The organism is Bradyrhizobium sp. 1 (assembly GCF_023073315.1).
Classification (GTDB): domain Bacteria; phylum Pseudomonadota; class Alphaproteobacteria; order Rhizobiales; family Xanthobacteraceae; genus Bradyrhizobium.
This window is the reverse complement of the sequence record NZ_JADPJH010000011.1, coordinates 104,494-123,128: the sequence shown is the minus strand read 5'-3', so window position 1 is coordinate 123,128 and position 18,635 is coordinate 104,494. Positions and strand designations below refer to the sequence as shown.

Genomic DNA, 18,635 nt, shown 5'->3' with positions numbered 1-18,635 from the left:
GCTGCATACTCATCGAAGCTTTGGGTTGAGGGCGTCGCGCAGCCAGTCGCCGAGCAGGTTGATCGACAGGATGAGCGCCGCGAGTGCGATTCCGGGAAATGCGACGATCCACCATTCGCCGGCAAACAGGTAGCCGTTGCCGATACGGATCAGCGTGCCGAGCGACGGCATGGTCTCGGGCATGCCCGAGCCGAGGAAGGACAGCGTTGCCTCGGTGATGATGGCGAGCGCGAGATTGATGGTGGCGATGACGAGAATCGGTCCCATCGTGTTCGGCAGCACGTGGCGAAGCATGATCACGGGGGCAGGCAGGCCGATCAGCTGCGCGGCGGCGACATAGTCCTTGTTCTTCTCGACCATCACCGAGCTGCGCACCGTGCGCGCGTACTGTACCCAAAAGCTAAGGCCAATCGCGAACACCAGGACCGCCAACATGCTCATCTCGTCGAGCTTGTTGCCAAAGACGGATTTGGCGATGCCGTTGATCAAGAGCGCGATCAGGATCGCCGGAAACGAAAGCTGCACGTCGGCGATGCGCATGATCAGGCCGTCGACCGCGCCCCCGAAATAGCCGGCCGTCAGCCCGAGCAGGATGCCGATTGCACCGGAAAGGACGACGCCGAGCACGCCGACGAGCAGAGAGATGCGCAGGCCATAGAGGATCGCGGACAGCACGTCGCGACCCTGCTCGTCGGTGCCGAGCAGGAACGGGCTCTGGCCGTCGGCGGTCCAGAGCGGCGAGATGCGGGAATTCATCAGCTGGAGCTGCGCCGGATCAAACGGATTCTGTACCGACAACACCGAGGCAAAGATCGAGATCAGGAAGAACAGCAGCGTTACGGCCGCTGCGATCATGGTGATCTTGGAGCGACGGAATGAATAGAACAAATCGCTGTCGAGCGCGCGCCTGAACCAGCCAGGCGCCGCGGCACGTTTCTCTGCAATGTGCGGAACGACGGCTTCGCTCATTTCAATGCGCCCGGCTGACTGTCGAGCGCAGCCGCGGATCGACAATGGTGTAGAGGATATCAACCACGAGATTGATGGTGACGAAGATCAGTGAAACCATCATCAGATAGGCCGCCATGATCGGGATATCGACGTTCTGAACGGCCTGCACGAACAGGAGCCCCATGCCCGGCCACTGGAACACGGTCTCCGTGATGATCGCAAAAGCAATGACCGAGCCAAATTGCAGGCCCGCGACGGTGATGACCGGAACCAGCGTGTTGCGCAGCGCGTGGCCGAAATGAATCGCGCGCGTGGTCAGCCCGCGGGCGCGGGCAAAGCGGATGTAGTCGGTGCGCATGACCTCGAGCATCTCGGCGCGCACCAGTCGCATGATCAAGGTCATCTGGAACAGTCCGAGCGTGATCGACGGCATGATCAGCGCCTTCAAGCCGGACAGCGTTAGCAGGCCCGTCGTCCACCAGCCGATATGCACGACATCGCCCCGCCCGAACGAGGGCAGCCAGCCGAGCGTCACCGAGAACAGATAGATCATGAGAACGCCGATCAGGAAGGTCGGCAGCGAGATGCCGATCAGCGAGACGGCCTGGAAGACATGCGCGAGCCAGCTGTCACGGCGCAGCGCCGAATAGACTCCCATCAGGATTCCGCTCACCATCGCGAAGATGGTGGCAACGATGGCCAGCTCCAACGTCGCCGGCATCCGCTCCATCAGCAGATTGCTGACCGGCAGGCGGAACTGGTAGGACACGCCGAACTTGAACTGCGCGGCGTTGCCGATATAGCGGCCGAACTGCACGATCACGGGATCGTCGAGGCCGAGCGATTTGCGGATCGCGGCGCGTTCGGCGCCGGAGGTATCCATCCCGACCATCTGGTTGACGGGATCGCCCGCGAAACGGAACATCGAGAACGAAAGAACCCCGACGGCGATCATGACGCCAATGGCCTGGATGGCCCGGCGCAGTGTGAAAGCGAGCATCTGTTCCTTTCACATCTCTTCAGCGGCACGCATCATCGCGTTAGCCCGAAACAGCAAGTCCCGGAAGCCATGTCTTGGTAGTATTGGCTTCCGGGACATCACAACTTGTCAACACCTACTCGTCCTGCTTGGTCGCCCAGTAGAGCATGACCATGTTGTCCGCACGCTGGGTCAGCTTCACCTTCTTCGACACGCCCCAGGCGAGGGCCTGCTGGTGCAGCGGGATATAGGCCCAGTCCTTCATCGAGACCTCGAAAGCCTGCTTGATCAGTTGATCGCGCTTGGCCGTATCGGATTCCACGAGAACCTTGTCGGCGAGCTCGTCGAACTGCCTGTTGCAATAACCGGCGAGATTGGCTTCGCCGCGGTTGGGATCCTTCGGGTCATCGCGGCAACCCATGATGTCGTGCAGCACGTTCTGGGAGTCGAGCGTATCCGGAGTCCAGCCCAGCATGTACAGCGACGTTTTGTAGCCGCCGGGCTTCAGCACCTTGGCGAAATACTGAGCCTTCGGTTGCGCCAGCAAGTCCACCTTGATGTTGATGCGGGCGAGCATGCCGACAATCGCCTGGCAGATCGCGGCGTCGTTGACGTAGCGATCATTCGGGCAGTCCATCGTCACCTCGAAACCGTCGGCATAGCCGGCGTCCGCCAGAAGCTTCTTGGCAGCGTCGGGATCGAACTTCGGCCGGATGAGGTCCTTCGCGGCAAAGATTTCCGGGGCAACCATCAAAGCGGACGGCGTGGACAGGCCGCGCATGACGCGATTCTTGATCAGGTCGACGTCGATCGCCCGGTAGACCGCTTCACGAACGCGAACGTCCTTGAACGGGTTCTTGCCCTTGATGTTTGAATAGAGGAGCTCGTCGCGAGCCTGATCCATGCCGACGAAGATGGTGCGGAGCTCGGGTCCCGTCAGCACGGTGGCGTTGGGGCTAGCCTTGACGCGCTCGATGTCCTGGACCGGAACCGGCTCGATCACGTCGACCTCACCCGACAACAGCGCCGCGACACGCGTGGCCGGGTTTGCGATCGGCGTGAAGACGATCTCCTTCAGGTTATGTTCCGGTTTGCGCCACCAGTTCGGGTTGGCCTTGAAGACGGTCTTCACGCCCGGCTGATGGCTCTCGATCATGAAGGGGCCGGTGCCGTTTTCATGCAGCGCGGCGTAGCTCGGCGTCGTCGCGGCGGCGGGCGTCGGTGCCACCGCATCGTTCGCCTCTGCCCATTTCTTGTCCATGATGTACCAGGTCGCCCACAGCGCCGTCAGGATGGGATTGGGCGAGGTCAGGATGAAATCGACGGTGTAATCGTCGACCTTGACGGCCTTGGCATCCGCTGGAACACGGCTCTGGAAATTCGAGCCTTTCGCCCGCACGCGCTCGGCCGAGAACACCACGTCGTCGGCGGTAAAAGGGTCGCCGTTATGGAATTTCACGCCCTTGCGGAGGTGAAAGCGCCAGCGCGTCGGCTCCGGCGTCTCCCAGCTTTCGGCGAGCGCCGGGATGATTTTCAGGTCCTTGCCGCGGGCGACCAGGCCTTCATAAACGTGGCCGAGATGCGCACTGGTGGTCGATTCGTTGAGCGTGTACGGGTCGAGCGACTTCAGCTCACCCTGGTTGGCGTAGCGCAGCGTCTGGCTCGACGCCGGCGTGATTGCCAACGCAAGCATACCGGCGAGCGTCGCCGCAAACAGACTTCGACCGACTGACATTCTTGACCCTCTCCACACTGCCCCGCCGTCATTTTTGATTGTTCGGCGAGGCTGATCGATCCATGTTGCCCAGAGTTCTTGACCCGTGCAAGCGCCTTTCCAGCAAGGAACGCGCCAAGTTGCACCGCTGTGCAGCAATGCTGACCGACAATTTGGGGGCGAAAGGTCAGGGGGCGATATTCAACTTTCGACAGGCCCGGGGAATAAACGCGGAAAGGCCTCGCAGGCTGCCCGGCGAAGCGATTTGGTTGACCATACCTGTCGATCGTGGAAACCGAAGCCCAGCCGCCAGCCTCAGGTCGCTTGCGTTGCACGCCGTGTCGCGGCGATACTACGCGGCGCCGCTCGAATCTCATCTGGAGGGGACATGAAAGTTAACATCGAAATCGACTGCACCCCTCTTGAAGCGCGCCAGTTCTTCGGACTGCCCGATGTGATGCCGATGCAGAACGCCGTGATGGACAAGCTGCAGCAGCAGATGATGTCCAATATCGACAAGGTCTCGCCGGAATCGCTGATACAGAGCTGGTTCACCTTCGATCCGAAGATCGCCGAGCGATTTCAGGACATGTTCGTGACCATGGCGGGTCTCGGCGGCTCTCGCAGCAGCGACAAGAAAAAATAGTGCCGTCGGAGCGGGCCGGGCCGCAGGATTCAGGCCGGCTTCGTCCGCCGGGCCTTGGTCTGCTGCTCGCCGAAGCCCGCGGACTTCTAGAGTTCAATGCGAGCTTGCTGCTATCGCCTGTCCTGATGCGCGCGCCCAAGGGCGACGGCCATCCGGTGCTGGCGCTCCCGGGCTTTCTTGCCAGCGATCTCTCGATGGCGCCGATGCGGCGCTATCTCGGCGAGCTCGGCTATGAGGCGCATGCCTGGCGGATGGGCCGTAATCTCGGCGGGCTCGGGCGGATGCGAGAAGCCTTGCTCGCCCGTCTCACCGAGATCCACGCCGCGACGGGGCGCAAGGTCAGCCTGGTCGGGTGGAGCCTTGGCGGCGTCTATGCGCGCGATCTCGCGCTCCAGGCGCCCCAGATGGTCCGTTACGTCGTCACGCTCGGCAGTCCGTTTGCCAATGACGTGCGGGCGACCAACGCCACGCGACTCTACGAGGCGCTGTCCGGCGAGCGGGTCGAGGATTTTGCCGAACTACGCGAGGCGATTGCCGGCGATTTGCCGGTGCCGGCGACGTCGATCTATTCGCGCGCCGACGGTGTCGTGAACTGGCGGACCTGTCTGTTGCGTCCCTCCGACCGTGCAGAGAATATCGAGGTGCATCTGGCGAGCCATATCGGGCTCGGTGTGAACCCCGCGGCGCTGTGGGCCGTGGCGGACCGCCTGGCGCAACCGGAGGGGGAGTTCTGGCCATTTGACCGGGCGGGCCCGTTTGCCATTGCATATGCCCCGCCGGAGCGGGCAGTATCGGCCTGACGAGAAGCGCCTGAAGGCGCCCGTCGAATTTTCGGGAGGGAACTATGGCTGACGGTAAGAAACTGTCGTCGCTGGACGCATCATTTCTCTATCTTGAAACGCCTGAGATGCCGATGCATGTCGGTAGCATGGCGATCTTCCGCCTGCCTGACGACTACAAGGGCGACTTCTTCGAAGACTTCAAGGCGATGATCGTCTCACGCCTGCACATCGCGCCGATCCTCAAGGCACGCCTGGAGAAGGCCCCGCTCGACATCGATCATCCGTCCTGGGTCGAGGACGATCAGTTCGACATCGACCGCCACATCTTCCGCGCCAGCCTGCCGCAGCCGCGCGATCGCGCCACGCTCGAACGCATCGTCGGCTGGATGCACGCCAAGCTCTTGAACCGCGCCCGCCCGCTCTGGGAGTTCTATGTGTTCGAGGGCATGAAGGACAACGAGGTCGGGCTTTATTCCAAGATGCATCATGCCGCCATCGACGGCGGCGCCGGTGCGGCGCTGACCAACATGATCTACGACATCTCGCCGACGCCCCGGAAGGTCGATCCGCCGACTGCAGGAGCGAAGCCCGGACAGGAGCCGCGCGACATCGCCGCGAACCTGCTCGACTCCTATCAGCAGCTCATCACCCAGCCGCTCGATGCATCGGCGGCCGCGAAGAACCTGCAACTGCCGCGCACCGGCAAGAGCGACATCGGCTCGATCCTGTTCGACAATGCGATGTATCAGATCGAGAGCGCGGTGCGCTTTGCCGGCAACATCCCGACCATGGTCAAGAGCGTCTCCGAGGTGCTCGGCAAGATTTCGGATCCGAAGTCGCGCGAGAGCCTTGCGAGCATGGTGTCGCCGCCGACCATGCTCAACAAATCGATCTCGTCAGAACGCAGCTTCGCCGGCGTCTCGATCTCGTTGTCGCGATCCAAGGCGCTGGCCAAGCAGGCCGGCGGCAAGCTCAACGACGTCGTGCTGGCGCTCGCCTCCGGCGTGGTCCGGCGTTACCTGAAGGAGCACAGCACGCTGCCGGCGAAATCGCTGACCGCGGCCGTGCCGATCTCCCTGCGCGAAGAGGGCAACACCGAGGCCAACAACCAGGTGTTCGGCATGATCTGCTCGATCGCGACCAACATCGAGGATCCCAAGGCGCGGCTGGAAGCCATTATCGCGCAATCGACCAAGTCCAAGGAGATGTCGCATCCGCTGCGGGCCCTGATGCCGCAGATATCCAACATCTCCATGCTGGGCGCGCCGATGATGATGCAGATTCTGGCACTGGTCTACAGCCGCTCGAACCTCTCGGACGTGTTGCCGCCGGCCGCCAACATCACGGTGTCCAACGTGCCGGGGCCGCGGCAAACGCTCTACGCCGCGGGCGCCGAGTTGCTGCACATCTTCCCGGTGTCGATATCGACGCATGGACAGGCGCTCAATATCACCGTGCAGAGCTATCGCGACCAGCTCGATTTCGGCTTCATCGTCGGCGCCAACATCATTCCGCATGTGCAGGTGATGTGCGACATGCTGCCGGAAGAGTTTGCCGCACTCGAAGCGGCCTATGCGCCGCCAACGGCCGATATCAGGGGCGCGGCCGAATAGGAAGTTTGCCAGGAATCTGATGATGATTGAAATGCCGCCGCTCAAGTTCGCGCAGACGAACGGAATCCGGATGGGCTATTACGAGGCGGGCCCGGCCGATGATAAGCCGCCGATCGTGCTGTGCCATGGCTGGCCCGAACTCGCCTTCTCGTGGCGCCACCAGATCAAGGCGCTGAGCGAGGCCGGCATCCGCGTGATTGCGCCGGATCAGCGCGGCTATGGCGCGACCGACCGGCCCGAGCCGGTCGAGGCCTATGACATGGAGCATTTGACCGGCGATCTCGTCGGGCTGCTCGATCATCTCGGCATCGACAAGGCGATCTTCGTCGGCCACGACTGGGGCGGCTTCGTCGTCTGGCAGATGCCGCTGCGGCATCCCACGCGCGTTGCTGGTGTGGTCGGCGTCAATACCCCGCATTGGGACCGCGCACCGATCGATCCCATTGCGCTGTTTCGCCAGCGCTTCGGCGACCAGATGTATATCGTCCAGTTCCAGGACCCCGCACGCGAGCCGGACAGGATCTTTGGCAGCCGCGTCGAGCAGACGTTCGACGCGTTCATGCGCAAGCCGCTGGCGCGGCCAGAGGCGAAGCCGGCGGAGGAACCGATTGCGGGCGTCGGCGCCTCGTCGAAGACCAATCTGGCCTTCCCGCAGATGATTGCGGGCTACGATGCGAAACACGATCCGCGCACGCCGATCCTGTCGGCGGACGAGAAGAAAGTATTCGTCGATACCTTCACGAAGACCGGCTTCACCGGCGGCATCAACTGGTATCGCAACTTTACGCGCAATTGGGAGCGGTCGAAGGGGCTCGATCATCACGTGCACGTTCCGTCACTGATGATCATGGCGGAGAACGATGCCGTGCTGCCGCCGTCGGGAGCGGACGGCATGGAGAAGCTGATCGCTGATCTCGAGAAATATCTGGTGAAGGACAGCGGCCATTGGACGCAACAGGAGAAGCCGGAGGAGGTCAGCGCCAAGCTGATCGAATGGCGTAGAAGGCGATTTGGCTAATTCGCAACGACGGCGTTGAAGACGAGGCAGGGGAAGCACTTTTAATGTCATCGAAAAACCGTCTGGACCCGATCCCGCAGCCGCCGACCAAGCCGGTGGTCGGCAACATGCTGTCGCTGGACTCGGCCGCTCCCGTGCAGCATTTGACGCGGCTTGCAAAGGAGCTGGGTCCGATCTTCTGGCTCGACATGATGGGCTCGCCGATCGTCGTCGTCTCCGGTCACGATCTGGTTGACGAGCTCTCCGACGAGAAGCGCTTCGACAAGGCGGTACGCGGCGCGCTGCGGCGCGTGCGCGCGGTCGGTGGTGACGGCCTGTTCACCGCCGATACCCGCGAGCCGAACTGGAGCAAGGCGCACAACATCCTGATCCAGCCGTTCGGCAACCGGGCCATGCAGTCCTACCATCCGAGCATGGTCGATATCGCCGAACAGCTCGTCAGCAAATGGGAGCGGCTCAACGCCGACGACGAGATCGACGTCGTCCACGACATGACCGCGCTGACGCTCGATACGATCGGCCTGTGCGGCTTCGAATACCGCTTCAATTCGTTCTACCGGCGCGACTACCATCCCTTCGTCGAGTCGCTGGTGCGCTCGCTCGAAACCATCATGATGACGCGCGGCCTGCCGTTCGAGCAGGTATGGATGCAGAGGCGGCGCAAGACCATGGGCGAAGACGTCGCCTTCATGAACAAGATGGTCGACGAGATCATCGCCGAGCGGCGCAAGAACGCGGATGCGATCGACGACAAGAAGGACATGCTTGCCGCGATGATGACCGGCGTCGACCGCTCGACCGGCGAGCAGCTCGACGACGTCAACATCCGCTACCAGATCAATACGTTCCTGATCGCCGGCCACGAGACCACCAGCGGCCTGCTGTCGTGCACGATCTATGCGCTGCTCAAACATCCCGATATTCTGAAGAAGGCCTATGACGAGGTTGATCGGGTCCTCGGTCCCAATGTCGATGCGCGTCCGACCTATCAACAGGTCACGCAGCTCACCTACATCACGCAGATTTTGAAGGAGTCGCTGCGGCTGTGGCCGCCGGCGCCGGCCTACGGCATCTCGCCGCTCAACGACGAGACCATCGGCGGCGGCAAGTACAAGCTCCGAAAGGGCACGTTCACCACCATCCTGGTGACGGCGCTGCATCGCGATCCCGGCGTCTGGGGGCCGAACCCGGACGCTTTCGATCCCGAGAATTTCAGCCGCGAAGCGGAGGCCAAGCGCCCCGTCAATGCCTGGAAGCCGTTCGGCAACGGCCAGCGCGCCTGCATCGGCCGCGGCTTCGCCATGCACGAAGCCGCGCTCGCGCTGGGCATGATCCTCCAGCGCTTCAAGCTGATCGACCATCGGCGCTACCAGATGCATCTGAAGGAAACCCTGACGATGAAGCCGGAAGGCTTCAAGATCAAAGTGCGTCCGCGCGCCGACCGCGAGCGGGCTGCCTATGGAGGGCCTGTCGCGGCCGCGGCTTCAGTGCCGAAGGCGCCGCGTCAACCGACCGCGCGTCTCGGCCACAACACGCCGATGCTGGTGCTGTACGGCTCCAATCTCGGCACCGCCGAGGAGCTTGCGACGCGCATGGCGGACCTTGCGGAGATCAACGGCTTTGCCGTGCATCTCGGGCCGCTCGACGATTACGTCGGCAAGCTGCCGCAGGAGGGCGGCGTGCTGATCATCTGCGCCTCCTATAACGGCGCGCCGCCCGATAATGCGACGCAGTTCGTCAAATGGCTCGGCGACGATCTGCCGAAGGATGCCTTCGCCAATGTGCGCTATGCCGTGTTCGGCTGCGGCAACAGCGATTGGGCGGCGACCTATCAATCGGTGCCGCGCTTCATCGACGATAAGTTGACGGCGCATGGTGCGCGCGCAATCTATCCCCGCGGCGAGGGCGATGCGCGCAGCGATCTCGACGGCCAGTTCCAGAAATGGTTCCCGGCGGCTGCCCAGGTCGCGACCAAGGAATTCGGCATCGACTGGAACTTTACCCGCACCGCGGAGGACGATCCGCTCTATGCGATCGAGCCAGTGGCAGTAACCGCCGTCAACACCATCGTGGCGCAAGGCGGCGCTGTCGCGATGAAGGTGGTGGTCAACGACGAGCTTCAGAACAAGTCCGGCGGCAATCCGTCGGAGCGCTCGACGCGTCACATCGAGGTGCAGCTGCCGTCCAACGTCGCCTACCGCGTCGGAGATCATTTGAGCGTCGTTCCGCGCAACGATCCGACGCTGGTGGATTCGGTTGCCCGCCGCTTCGGCTTCCTGCCGGCCGACCAGATCAGGCTTCAGGTCGCTGAAGGCCGCCGCGCGCAATTGCCGGTCGGCGATGCCGTGTCGGTCGGCCGCCTGCTCAGCGAGTTCGTCGAGCTCCAACAGCTCGCGACCCGCAAGCAGATCCAGATCATGGCCGAGCACACCCGCTGCCCGGTCACCAAGCCAAAACTGCTGGCCTTTGTCGGCGAGGAGCCTGAAACGCTTGAGCGCTACCGCAGCGAGATTCTCGTCGGGCGCAAATCGGTGTTCGACCTGCTGCTCGAACATCCGGCCTGCGAATTGCCGTTCCACGTCTACCTCGAAATGCTCTCGCTGCTGGCGCCGCGTTATTACTCGATCTCGTCCTCGCCGTCGGTTGACCCGGCGCGGTGCAGCGTCACGGTCGGCGTGGTCGAAGGGCCGGCGGCGTCGGGGCGCGGCACCTATAAGGGGATATGCTCGAACTATCTCGCCAATCGCCGCGCAGGCGATGCGATCTACGCCACCGTACGTGAGACCAAGGCCGGCTTCCGACTCCCTGACGATCCGTCCGTGCCCGTTGTCATGATCGGCCCTGGCACGGGACTGGCGCCGTTCCGGGGCTTCCTCCAGGAGCGCGCTGCGTGCAAGGCCAAGGGTGCCGCGCTCGGGCCGGCCATGCTGTTTTTCGGCTGTCGCCATCCCGACCAGGACTTTCTCTACGCGGATGAATTGAAGGCACTGGCGGCAAGCGGCATCACCGAGCTGTTCACGGCGTTCTCGCGCGCGGATGGTCCGAAGACCTATGTGCAGCACGTGCTCGCCGCGCAGAAGGACAAGGTCTGGCCGTTGGTCGAGCAGGGCGCGATCATCTATGTCTGCGGCGACGGCAGCAAGATGGAGCCAGACGTGAAGGCAGCTCTCGTCGCGATCCACCGCGACAAGAGCAGCAGCGATGCGGCTACAGCTGCGCGCTGGATCGAGGAGATGGGTGCGAACAACCGCTATGTGCTGGATGTTTGGGCGGGTGGGTGATTGTTCGTCCGATCGTGCTAAAGCACTCGCATGATTCCCTGGGAAAAGATCGACACCGCCAAAATCCCCGGCTCCGACGAAGAGCTTCGTCTGATGCAGCGGGGCAAGGAGTTCTCCATCAAGCTCGGTACCAACGAGCTGATGAACAATCGCCTGTCGGGCTCGGAGGCCGCACTGGCAACGCTCGCGGCGAAGCAGATCGAGAAGGTCGCAAAGCCCGTCGTTCTCATCGGCGGTCTCGGCATGGGCTTTACCTTGCGTGCGGCGCTCACAGTGCTCGGAAGCAAGGCGAAGATCGTGGTCTCCGAGCTCGTGCCGGCGGTGGTCGCCTGGGCACGAGGCCCGATGGCGGAGGTTTTTGGCGATAGTCTCGATGATGCCAGGGTGAGCATCCGGGAAACCGACGTCGGCGAAATCATCCGCGCGAAGCGCTCGGCCTTCGATGCCATCCTGCTCGATGTCGACAATGGACCGGAAGGGCTGACCCGGAAGGGCAATGACGCACTCTACAGTGCGATCGGCTTGACGGCGGCCAAGACGGCGCTGCGGCCGGGCGGCGTGCTCGCCGTCTGGTCGTCAGGACCAAACCCCGCCTTCACCAAGCGCCTCGGACGTGCCGGCTTCGAGGTGAACGAAGTCGCTGTCCGGGCCACCGGCAGAGGCGGTGGCGCGCGCCACGTGATCTGGATGGCGAAGAAGCGGTAGGGTTGGCAAAGCGCAGCGTGCCACCATTTCCAGTGTCGTTGCGGCTGGATGGTGGGCACGGCGCGCGAAGAGCCTTGCCCACCCTACGGGCTAGAACATCGTGTTGTTGTTCGCCGGGTTTTCCGGGATCGGCTGCACGACGTCCCAGTGCTCGACGATCTTGCCGTTCTCCAGCTTGAAGATGTCGACGATCGCATTCCCCCTGGTGCCGGGCTCGCGAACCGCATGAACGTGGAGGATGACGTAGTCGCCATCCACGAAGCTGCGCTTGATCTCGCTGTGCGAGTTCGGAAACTTTTCACGAAGAAAGCCGATGAACTTTCGGAAACCGTCCGGGCCATCCGGGGCGTTGGGATTGTGCTGGACGTAGCGGTCGCCGACATAGGCGAGGGCTGCGTCAACGTCCTTCTGATTGAGGCCCTTCTCATAGAAGGCAAGTACGGCGGTGCGGTTGGCTTCTTCTTGAGGACTGCCGGCCATCGCGGCGCCGTTGCCGAGGGACAGCATAAGAACTGAGGCGGCGATCATTGCGACGGACCGGACGACGAGATGCATGTGAGCTCCGAGGTTGCAGCCTCTGTCTTGCGATCGAGGTAGGCCCGTATAGCTGTCGCGCCGGCTCGCGTTAAGAGAGTAACCGGAAGCTCACATGGTCACCGTGAGGAGACCTGGTCTAGCCTACGCCGCCTGCGCCGCCGCCCCATGCGCGTGCTTGTCGATGGCGCCGATGATCTCGGGCCAGAACCGCATCGGCAGCGCGTGGCCCATGCCGTCGATCATCAACAGCTTTGCACCCGGAATGGACTCCGCCGTGTCCTTGCCGCCCTCGGGACGGACCAGCGGATCGACGGTGCCGTGGATCACCAGCGTCGGCGTTGTCACGCCATGCAGCCGCTCCTTGCGGCTGCCTGAGGCGAGCACGGCGCGGAGCTGCCGCCCGACGCCGGCCGGATTGAGCCCGCGCGCGAACACGCGCTCGGCACGATCGAGATCGAGCGCTTCCTCTTCCGGAAACGACCCGCCGCGCAACACTTTCCAGGTCTGGCCGAAGCGGACGATGAACTCTTCCTTGCTCTGCGGCGGCGGCGCCATCAGCATCGCGGCGGCCTCGCGGGTCGGCGGCGGAACGCGCGGATTGCCCGTCGTCGACATGATCGAGGTCAGCGAGCGCACGCGGTCGGGGAACGACAGCGTCGCCTCCTGTGCGATCATGCCGCCCATGGACGCCCCGACCAGATGCGCCGACTTGATGCCGAGCGCATCCATCAGGGCGATTGTGTCTTTCGCCATGTCGATCAGCTTGTAGGTTGCGGCCACGGGAATCCTGAGGAAGCGCAGCTTCAACAGCTCGAGCGGCGTCAGGCGCTTGCCACCCGTGAGATGGCTCGACTTGCCGATGTCGCGATTGTCGAAGCGGATCACGCGAAAGCCGTGCACGGCGAGCTGCTCGCAGAATGCATCGTCCCAATGGATCATCTGCGCCCCGAGCCCCATGATCAGCAGCAACGGCTCGGCATTGTCGTCGCCAAAAATCTCGTAGCAGATGTCGATGCCGTTGGCGCGAACGGTCTGGGGTGGCTGATGAGCGGTCACGGATGCGTTCCCTCGCTGCTGGTTCATGCTGTATCGCACGGTTTCATGCCGCAAAGAAGCCGTGTGCGCCGCACCGAACACCTGCCGGTTGACCGCTCCCCCGCAACGGTGTGGTATGGCGAAAAAAGAAGGGCATCGCAGCTCTCGATATCAGGAGGACGCCGATGACCGACAAGATCAACGACCCCGTCGCCATGTGGCAGAAGATGGTGGGGGACATGGAGAAGGGGTTCAACTCCTTCGCCAGCCAGGCCATGTCCTCGCCCGAGTTTTCGCAAGCTGTGAACCGCGCGGGAGGAGTTGCTGCAGGTGCTCAGAAGCAGCTCGGCGAGCTCATGGAGAAATACCTTGTCACGATGAACCTGCCGAGCCGGGAGCAAGTCACGGCCCTCGCGGAACGGCTACAGTCGATCGAATCCCAGATCGGCGAGATGAAGTCGATACTGAGCCAGATGGCGGCAAGTTCCGGCATTTCGCAAGGCTTTGACGGGGCGCCGAAGCCGCCGCGGACGAAGCGTCCGCCCTCCGAAAGCGGAGAGCAAAAATGAACGCGCCGACGGGACTTGATTTCGCATCTATCCCGGAGCGCATCCAGTCCGAGGTGCAGCGCGCGATCCAGCGCAGCATCAAGGGGGTCGAGTATTTCTCGACCTCCGGACCCACGCTCGGCTCGACGCCGAAGGATGTGCTGCATTCGCGCGGCACGATGAGCCTCTATCACTACCGTGCCATCTCGGACGAGATCTACCGCGTGCCGGTGCTGATCGTGATGGCCACCACCAACCGCGGTTACATCCTCGATCTCGTGCCCGGCCAGAGCTTCATCGAGTTCCTGCTGAAGCGCGGCTACGACGTCTACATGCTCGACTGGAGCGCGCCGCGGCCGGAGGAGAAGAGCTTGCGGATGGAGGACTACGTCCTCGACTTCATCCCGGATTGCGTCCGCCGCGTGCAGCAGGATTCCGGTGAGCAGGACGTCTCCATCATCGGCTATTGCTTCGGCGGCGTGCTGTCGTTGCTCTACGGCTCGATCCACAAGGACGGGCCGATGAAGAATCTGATCTGCTTCACCACGCCGATCGACTTCCGCGAGATGAAGCTGTTCTCGAACTTCTCCGACCGCCGCTATTTCGACGTCGATCGCCTCGTCGACAGTGTCGGCAACGTGCCCCCGGAAATGATCCTGTCCTCGTTCGAGATGCTGCGCCCGGCCTCGCGCACGGTCAGCCAGATCCAGCTCTGGGAAAATATCTGGAACGACGAGTTCGTGAAGTCGTACCGGATGTTCGACCGCTGGGCGACCGACACGCTGCCGCTTGCGGGCGAATATTTCCGCACCATCACCAAGGACCTGATGTGGGACAACAAGCTGTTCAACGACACCATGTCGGTCGGCGGCCGTGCGGCGAAGCTCGAAGACATCAAGGTGCCGTTCCTGCACGCCGTTGCCGAGCACGATCACATCGTGCCGTATGACGCTGCGAAACATCTGATCGCAAAGATCGGCTCCGAGGACAAGGAAGAGGTGATGCTGAAAGGCGGTCACGTCTCGCTGGTCGCCGGCGCCAACGCGGTGAAGCGGCTGTGGCCGAAACTGGACTCCTGGCTGGGGACAAGATCGACATGAGTGAGCAGCGTTCCTATCCGCGTCAGGTCAAGACCGATGCTGGCGATATCGAGATCCGCGTGATGTCGCCCGCGGACGAGGCCGCGGTGCTCGCCTTCGGCAAGGGCCTGCCGCCTCACGATCTCCTTTTCCTGCCGCGTAACATCAGCGAGCCGAAAGTGCTCTCCGCGTGGGTCAAGGAGATCGAGCGCGGCGCGATCACGAGCCTACTTGCCGTGAAGGATGCTAAAGTCATCGGCTGCGGCACGCTGGTGCGTGATCCGCATTCCTGGTCGCCCCATGTCGGCGAGATCCGCATGGTGGTCTCGGTCGATGTGCGCGGGAAGGGGATGGGGCGGGCGCTGTCGCAGGAAACCTTTGCACTCGCGCTCGGCGCCGGCCTCGAAAAGCTCTCGGTGCAGATGACGGTGGACCAGCAGGCAGCGATCGCGCTGTTCGAGAGCCTTGGTTTCAAGGCCGAGGCGCTGTTGCGGGACCATGTCCGGGACGTCGACGGCAAGACCCACGACATTGTCGTGCTCGGCCACAACATCGCGCAAGTCCAGGCCCAGATGGAGGCCTACGGGTTGCCAGGCGCCGTCCAGCATTAGAGGCAGTGCCCGGCTTCCGGGGAGCCCGGCTGAGTAGGGAGGCATCAGATTGCCTACCATTAAGGCTATTCACGGATTCGTGATATCGCAGTGCAATACGAATGTTGCATCGCACAATTAACTATGCCATATAAGCCGTGCCCCGGGCCACAACCGGACGGGGTGAGCCCATAGCTCAACCCAATGAGGATGGAGAGACCCCAATGACCACCGAAACCACCACCGCTTTCGAAGGCTTCAAGGACGCATTCAAGAACATCCAGAACCTGGAAGTTCCCGAGGCCGCCCGCGAGTTCGTGAAGAAGTCCGCCAACACCGCCAAGGACCGTGCTGCCGAGGTGTTCGCTGGCTCCGAGCGCGTGACGGCCGCCGTCGAAAACGCGGTGACCGAGTCCGTCACCGAAGCCGGCAAGATCAGCCGCAACATCCAGCAGGCGATCTATGACGACGCCCAGGCGTTCTTCGCCGGTATCGACAAGCTCGCGTCCGCCAAGTCGGTCAGCGAAGCCGTCGAGATCCAGTCGAGCCTGCTCCGCGCCCGCGGCGAAGTGTTCGTCTCGCGTGCCAAGGCGACCGCCGACTATGTCGGCAAGCTCGCCGCCAACGGTGCGAAGTCCGCTCAGGACAACTTTGCCAAGGTCTACAACAAGACCGCCTGATCTGGCGCCCTGAGACGACAAACTGAATTTGAGGCCCGCTTCGGCGGGCCTTTGTTTTGCTGCCTCTTGCGTTCCCCGGATGCTGTGCAGCGCGCCGCGCTTGCGGCGTGGTGCACTGCTGATCCGGGTCCATGCTGGGTCCCGGCTCTGCGGCGCATCGCTCCGCGCTGCACCGCGTCCGGGACACGCGGTGATTGACGCGCTAAGTATCTTTTGATGACTCCACCTGCCACCTTCTCCTTCGACAGCCCCGGCGACGCTGAACGCGCCGCCGAACTGCGCCGCGTGAAGACGCTGGCGACGCTGGTGCTCGTCTCGACGCTGGCTCTGTTCGTCGTCGCGAAATGGCTTCTGCCCGTGCATCCCGTGTTCGGCTTCATCGCCGCGTTCGCGGAAGCCGCGACCATCGGCGGGCTCGCCGACTGGTACGCCGTGGTCGCGCTGTTCAAGCGGCCGCTCGGTCTGCCGATCCCGCACACCGCGATTATCCAGAGCAACCAGGCCCGCATCGCCGACAAGCTCGGCGAATTCATCCAGGTGCATTTCCTCGAGGCAGGTCCCGTCGAGGCCAAGCTGACGGAGATCGATTTCGGCTCCTTCGTCGCCGACTGGCTGCGCGATCGCAAGCGCAGCGACGATCTCGCACGCTTCGCACTCCGCCTGCTGCCGGAGGCCGTGTCCGCGACCGAGACCTCCGGCCTGATGACCTTCATCATCCGCCGCATGTCCTCGCAGCTCCAGGCCATCGACCTCGCTCCGCTCGCCGCCGGCACGCTGCGCGGCTTCGTGGCGGAGGGGCGGCATCAGATCCTGTTCGATGATCTCCTGCGCGTGATGCACGAGACGCTGAACCAGACGGAGACGATGGCGATGATCCGCGAGAAAGTACGCGCGGAGTTGCCGACCCTGCTGCGGCTCTATCGCGCGGACAAGTTTCTGGTGAACAAGATCGTGTCGTCGGCGACGGCTTTCTTCAACGAGGTGCGCAGCGATCCCAGGCATCCGTTCCGTGGCGAATTCGATCGCATGGTGCTGAGCTTCGTCGACCGGCTCGGCACCGACCAGGCCTATATCGATCGCATCGACGGATTGAAGCGTGATCTGCTCGCACGGCCCGAGCTTGCTGATCTCGCGCGCACCGTCTGGGCCAACACGCGCTCCTTCATCGAGCGCAGTGCGAGCGGTGAGACGCAGGTGCTCCAGCATCATCTTGCCGGCATGTGCGTCGCCGCGGGCGAAGCGCTTGCCGGCGACGCCGAGCTGCGCGGCGAGATCAACCAGGGCCTGGTAGCGGTGCTGCGCAGCTTCGTCGCCGACCAGAAGAGCGGCGTCTCGACCTTCATCTCGGACCAGGTCAAGGCGTGGGACATGGCGCAGCTGATTTCGCTGATCGAAATCAACATCGGGCGTGACCTGCAATACATCCGCTTCAACGGTTCGCTGATCGGCGGGCTCGCGGGTCTCGTCCTCTACTCCGTAGAATCCCTGCTCCGATTGTTGTGACTTTTGCGTCACGGACGTTGGCATTCACGCGCGGGCCTATTGTCGCCTCGGGTTTCACCCGCTTGAATGTCGGGAACCGGAGTCCTAGCTGATTCATGTTGCGCTGCGGAACGTTCGAAAAGCTGGCGTGTTGGAATTGATACCTATTTGCCGGCATCTCAGCCGGTGACAGCAATTCTCCCGAGGGGACCATTGATGACCGCTACTGCCCAGACGCTGCGTCCGCCGTCCCGCACCCTGATGTTTTTGGAAGGGCGCGCGATCCACGAGTTCGGCGCATTCCTCGGCGCGCTGCCGCTGCTGAGCCTCGCGCCGCGCGGCGACGGGCAACCGGTGCTGGTGCTGCCGGGCCTCGTGGCCTCGGACGCGTCCACGCGCGCGCTGCGCAGCTTTCTGACCAGCAAGGGCTACGCGGTGAGCGGCTGGCGCCAGGGCCGCAATTACGGCCTGCGCGAAGGCGTGCAGCACGCCATGGTCGATCTGGTCGAGGAGCTCAGCGACAAGCACGACCGCAAGATCAGCCTGGTCGGCTGGAGCCTCGGCGGCCTCTATGCGCGCCAGCTCGCCAAGATGATGCCCGAGCGCGTGCGCCAGGTGATCACGCTCGGCAGCCCCTTTGCCGGCGATCCCCATTCGACCAACGCCTGGCGTGTCTATGAATGGGCGAGCGGGCGGAAGTCCGACGAGGTCGATCCGCAGTTCGGCGGAGAGCTCGCCGTCCCGCCGCCGGTGCCGACCACCGCCATCTTCAGCCGTACCGACGGCGTCTGCGCCTGGCAGAGCTGCATGGAGAAGCCGGGCGCGCAGACCGAGAGCATCGAGATCGAGAGCAGCCATTGCGGCATGGGCCACCATCCGGCAGCGGTCTATGCCGTGGCCGACCGTCTCGCGCAGAAGGAAGGCCAGTGGCGGCCGTTCGATCGCAGCGGCTGGCGCAGCGTGGTCTATCCCGATCCGCATCGGTGATCTCTTCG

At 63.2% G+C, this 18,635-nt stretch carries 17 protein-coding genes; 12 read left to right on the top strand and 5 right to left on the bottom strand.

The features are described from left to right. Window positions 1-9: 9 nt before the first annotated feature. From IVB29_RS05975 to IVB29_RS05965, 3 genes are all read right to left on the bottom strand, one after another. Entirely contained in the window at window positions 10-969 is a 960-nt protein-coding gene (locus tag IVB29_RS05975) for an ABC transporter permease (protein ID WP_247502475.1), read from the bottom strand. Between the two features lies 1 nt (window position 970). Beyond that, window positions 971-1,951 carry an ABC transporter permease gene (locus tag IVB29_RS05970; protein ID WP_247502474.1) on the bottom strand — a complete coding sequence of 327 codons (981 nt, stop codon included), beginning with the start codon at window positions 1,949-1,951 and terminating at the stop codon, window positions 971-973. 115 nt (window positions 1,952-2,066) lie between these two features. Then, the gene (locus tag IVB29_RS05965) at window positions 2,067-3,665 is read right to left on the bottom strand and encodes an ABC transporter substrate-binding protein (RefSeq protein WP_247502473.1); all 1,599 of its coding nucleotides are present in this window, start codon (window positions 3,663-3,665) and stop codon (window positions 2,067-2,069) included. A 367-nt stretch (window positions 3,666-4,032) separates the two neighbouring features. Here IVB29_RS05965 and IVB29_RS05960 point away from each other — a divergent pair, with 367 nt between their 5' ends. Genes IVB29_RS05960 through IVB29_RS05935 form a run of 6 tightly spaced genes read left to right on the top strand, consistent with a single transcriptional unit; the run spans window position 4,033 to window position 11,689 of the window. Further along, window positions 4,033-4,290 carry a DUF6489 family protein gene (locus tag IVB29_RS05960; RefSeq protein ID WP_247502472.1) on the top strand — a complete coding sequence of 86 codons (258 nt, stop codon included), beginning with the start codon at window positions 4,033-4,035 and terminating at the stop codon, window positions 4,288-4,290. Beyond that, complete coding sequence (locus tag IVB29_RS05955) at window positions 4,290-5,090, top strand: alpha/beta hydrolase (protein WP_247502471.1); 801 nt, start codon at window positions 4,290-4,292, stop codon at window positions 5,088-5,090. Before IVB29_RS05960 ends, IVB29_RS05955 begins: the two co-directional genes overlap by 1 nt. A gap of 44 nt (window positions 5,091-5,134) precedes the next feature. Then, window positions 5,135-6,685 carry a wax ester/triacylglycerol synthase family O-acyltransferase gene (locus tag IVB29_RS05950; protein ID WP_247502470.1) on the top strand — a complete coding sequence of 517 codons (1,551 nt, stop codon included), beginning with the start codon at window positions 5,135-5,137 and terminating at the stop codon, window positions 6,683-6,685. 22 nt (window positions 6,686-6,707) lie between these two features. Beyond that, a complete protein-coding gene (locus IVB29_RS05945) occupies window positions 6,708-7,703 on the top strand; it encodes an alpha/beta hydrolase (RefSeq protein WP_247502953.1) in 996 nt (331 codons plus the stop codon). Window positions 7,704-7,747: 44 nt separating this feature from the next. Beyond that, complete coding sequence (locus IVB29_RS05940; RefSeq protein ID WP_247502469.1) at window positions 7,748-10,984, top strand: cytochrome P450; 3,237 nt, start codon at window positions 7,748-7,750, stop codon at window positions 10,982-10,984. Window positions 10,985-11,014: 30 nt separating this feature from the next. After that, complete coding sequence (locus tag IVB29_RS05935) at window positions 11,015-11,689, top strand: spermidine synthase (RefSeq protein WP_247502468.1); 675 nt, start codon at window positions 11,015-11,017, stop codon at window positions 11,687-11,689. A gap of 90 nt (window positions 11,690-11,779) precedes the next feature. Here IVB29_RS05935 and IVB29_RS05930 read toward each other — a convergent pair whose 3' ends face one another. Beyond that, window positions 11,780-12,244 (bottom strand): nuclear transport factor 2 family protein, encoded by a 465-nt coding sequence (locus IVB29_RS05930; RefSeq protein WP_247502467.1) that lies wholly within the window; start codon window positions 12,242-12,244, stop codon window positions 11,780-11,782. A 123-nt stretch (window positions 12,245-12,367) separates the two neighbouring features. After that, window positions 12,368-13,282, bottom strand: a complete 915-nt coding sequence (locus IVB29_RS05925) for an alpha/beta hydrolase (protein ID WP_247502466.1) — start codon at window positions 13,280-13,282, stop codon at window positions 12,368-12,370. A gap of 164 nt (window positions 13,283-13,446) precedes the next feature. Between IVB29_RS05925 and IVB29_RS05920 the strand changes: the two genes are divergently transcribed. From IVB29_RS05920 to IVB29_RS05895, 6 genes are all read left to right on the top strand, one after another. Next, a complete protein-coding gene (locus IVB29_RS05920; RefSeq protein WP_247502465.1) occupies window positions 13,447-13,830 on the top strand; it encodes a hypothetical protein in 384 nt (127 codons plus the stop codon). Next, window positions 13,827-14,909 (top strand): alpha/beta fold hydrolase, encoded by a 1,083-nt coding sequence (locus IVB29_RS05915; protein WP_247502464.1) that lies wholly within the window; start codon window positions 13,827-13,829, stop codon window positions 14,907-14,909. The genes IVB29_RS05920 and IVB29_RS05915 overlap by 4 nt, the downstream gene beginning before the upstream one ends. After that, window positions 14,906-15,499 carry a GNAT family N-acetyltransferase gene (locus tag IVB29_RS05910; protein ID WP_247502463.1) on the top strand — a complete coding sequence of 198 codons (594 nt, stop codon included), beginning with the start codon at window positions 14,906-14,908 and terminating at the stop codon, window positions 15,497-15,499. The genes IVB29_RS05915 and IVB29_RS05910 overlap by 4 nt, the downstream gene beginning before the upstream one ends. 203 nt (window positions 15,500-15,702) lie before the next feature. Then, window positions 15,703-16,158 carry a phasin gene (locus IVB29_RS05905; protein ID WP_247502462.1) on the top strand — a complete coding sequence of 152 codons (456 nt, stop codon included), beginning with the start codon at window positions 15,703-15,705 and terminating at the stop codon, window positions 16,156-16,158. 216 nt (window positions 16,159-16,374) lie between these two features. Beyond that, window positions 16,375-17,661 (top strand): DUF445 domain-containing protein, encoded by a 1,287-nt coding sequence (locus IVB29_RS05900; RefSeq protein ID WP_247502461.1) that lies wholly within the window; start codon window positions 16,375-16,377, stop codon window positions 17,659-17,661. A 195-nt stretch (window positions 17,662-17,856) separates the two neighbouring features. After that, window positions 17,857-18,627 carry an alpha/beta hydrolase gene (locus IVB29_RS05895; RefSeq protein WP_247502460.1) on the top strand — a complete coding sequence of 257 codons (771 nt, stop codon included), beginning with the start codon at window positions 17,857-17,859 and terminating at the stop codon, window positions 18,625-18,627. The last annotated feature ends 8 nt before the right edge of the window (window positions 18,628-18,635 follow it).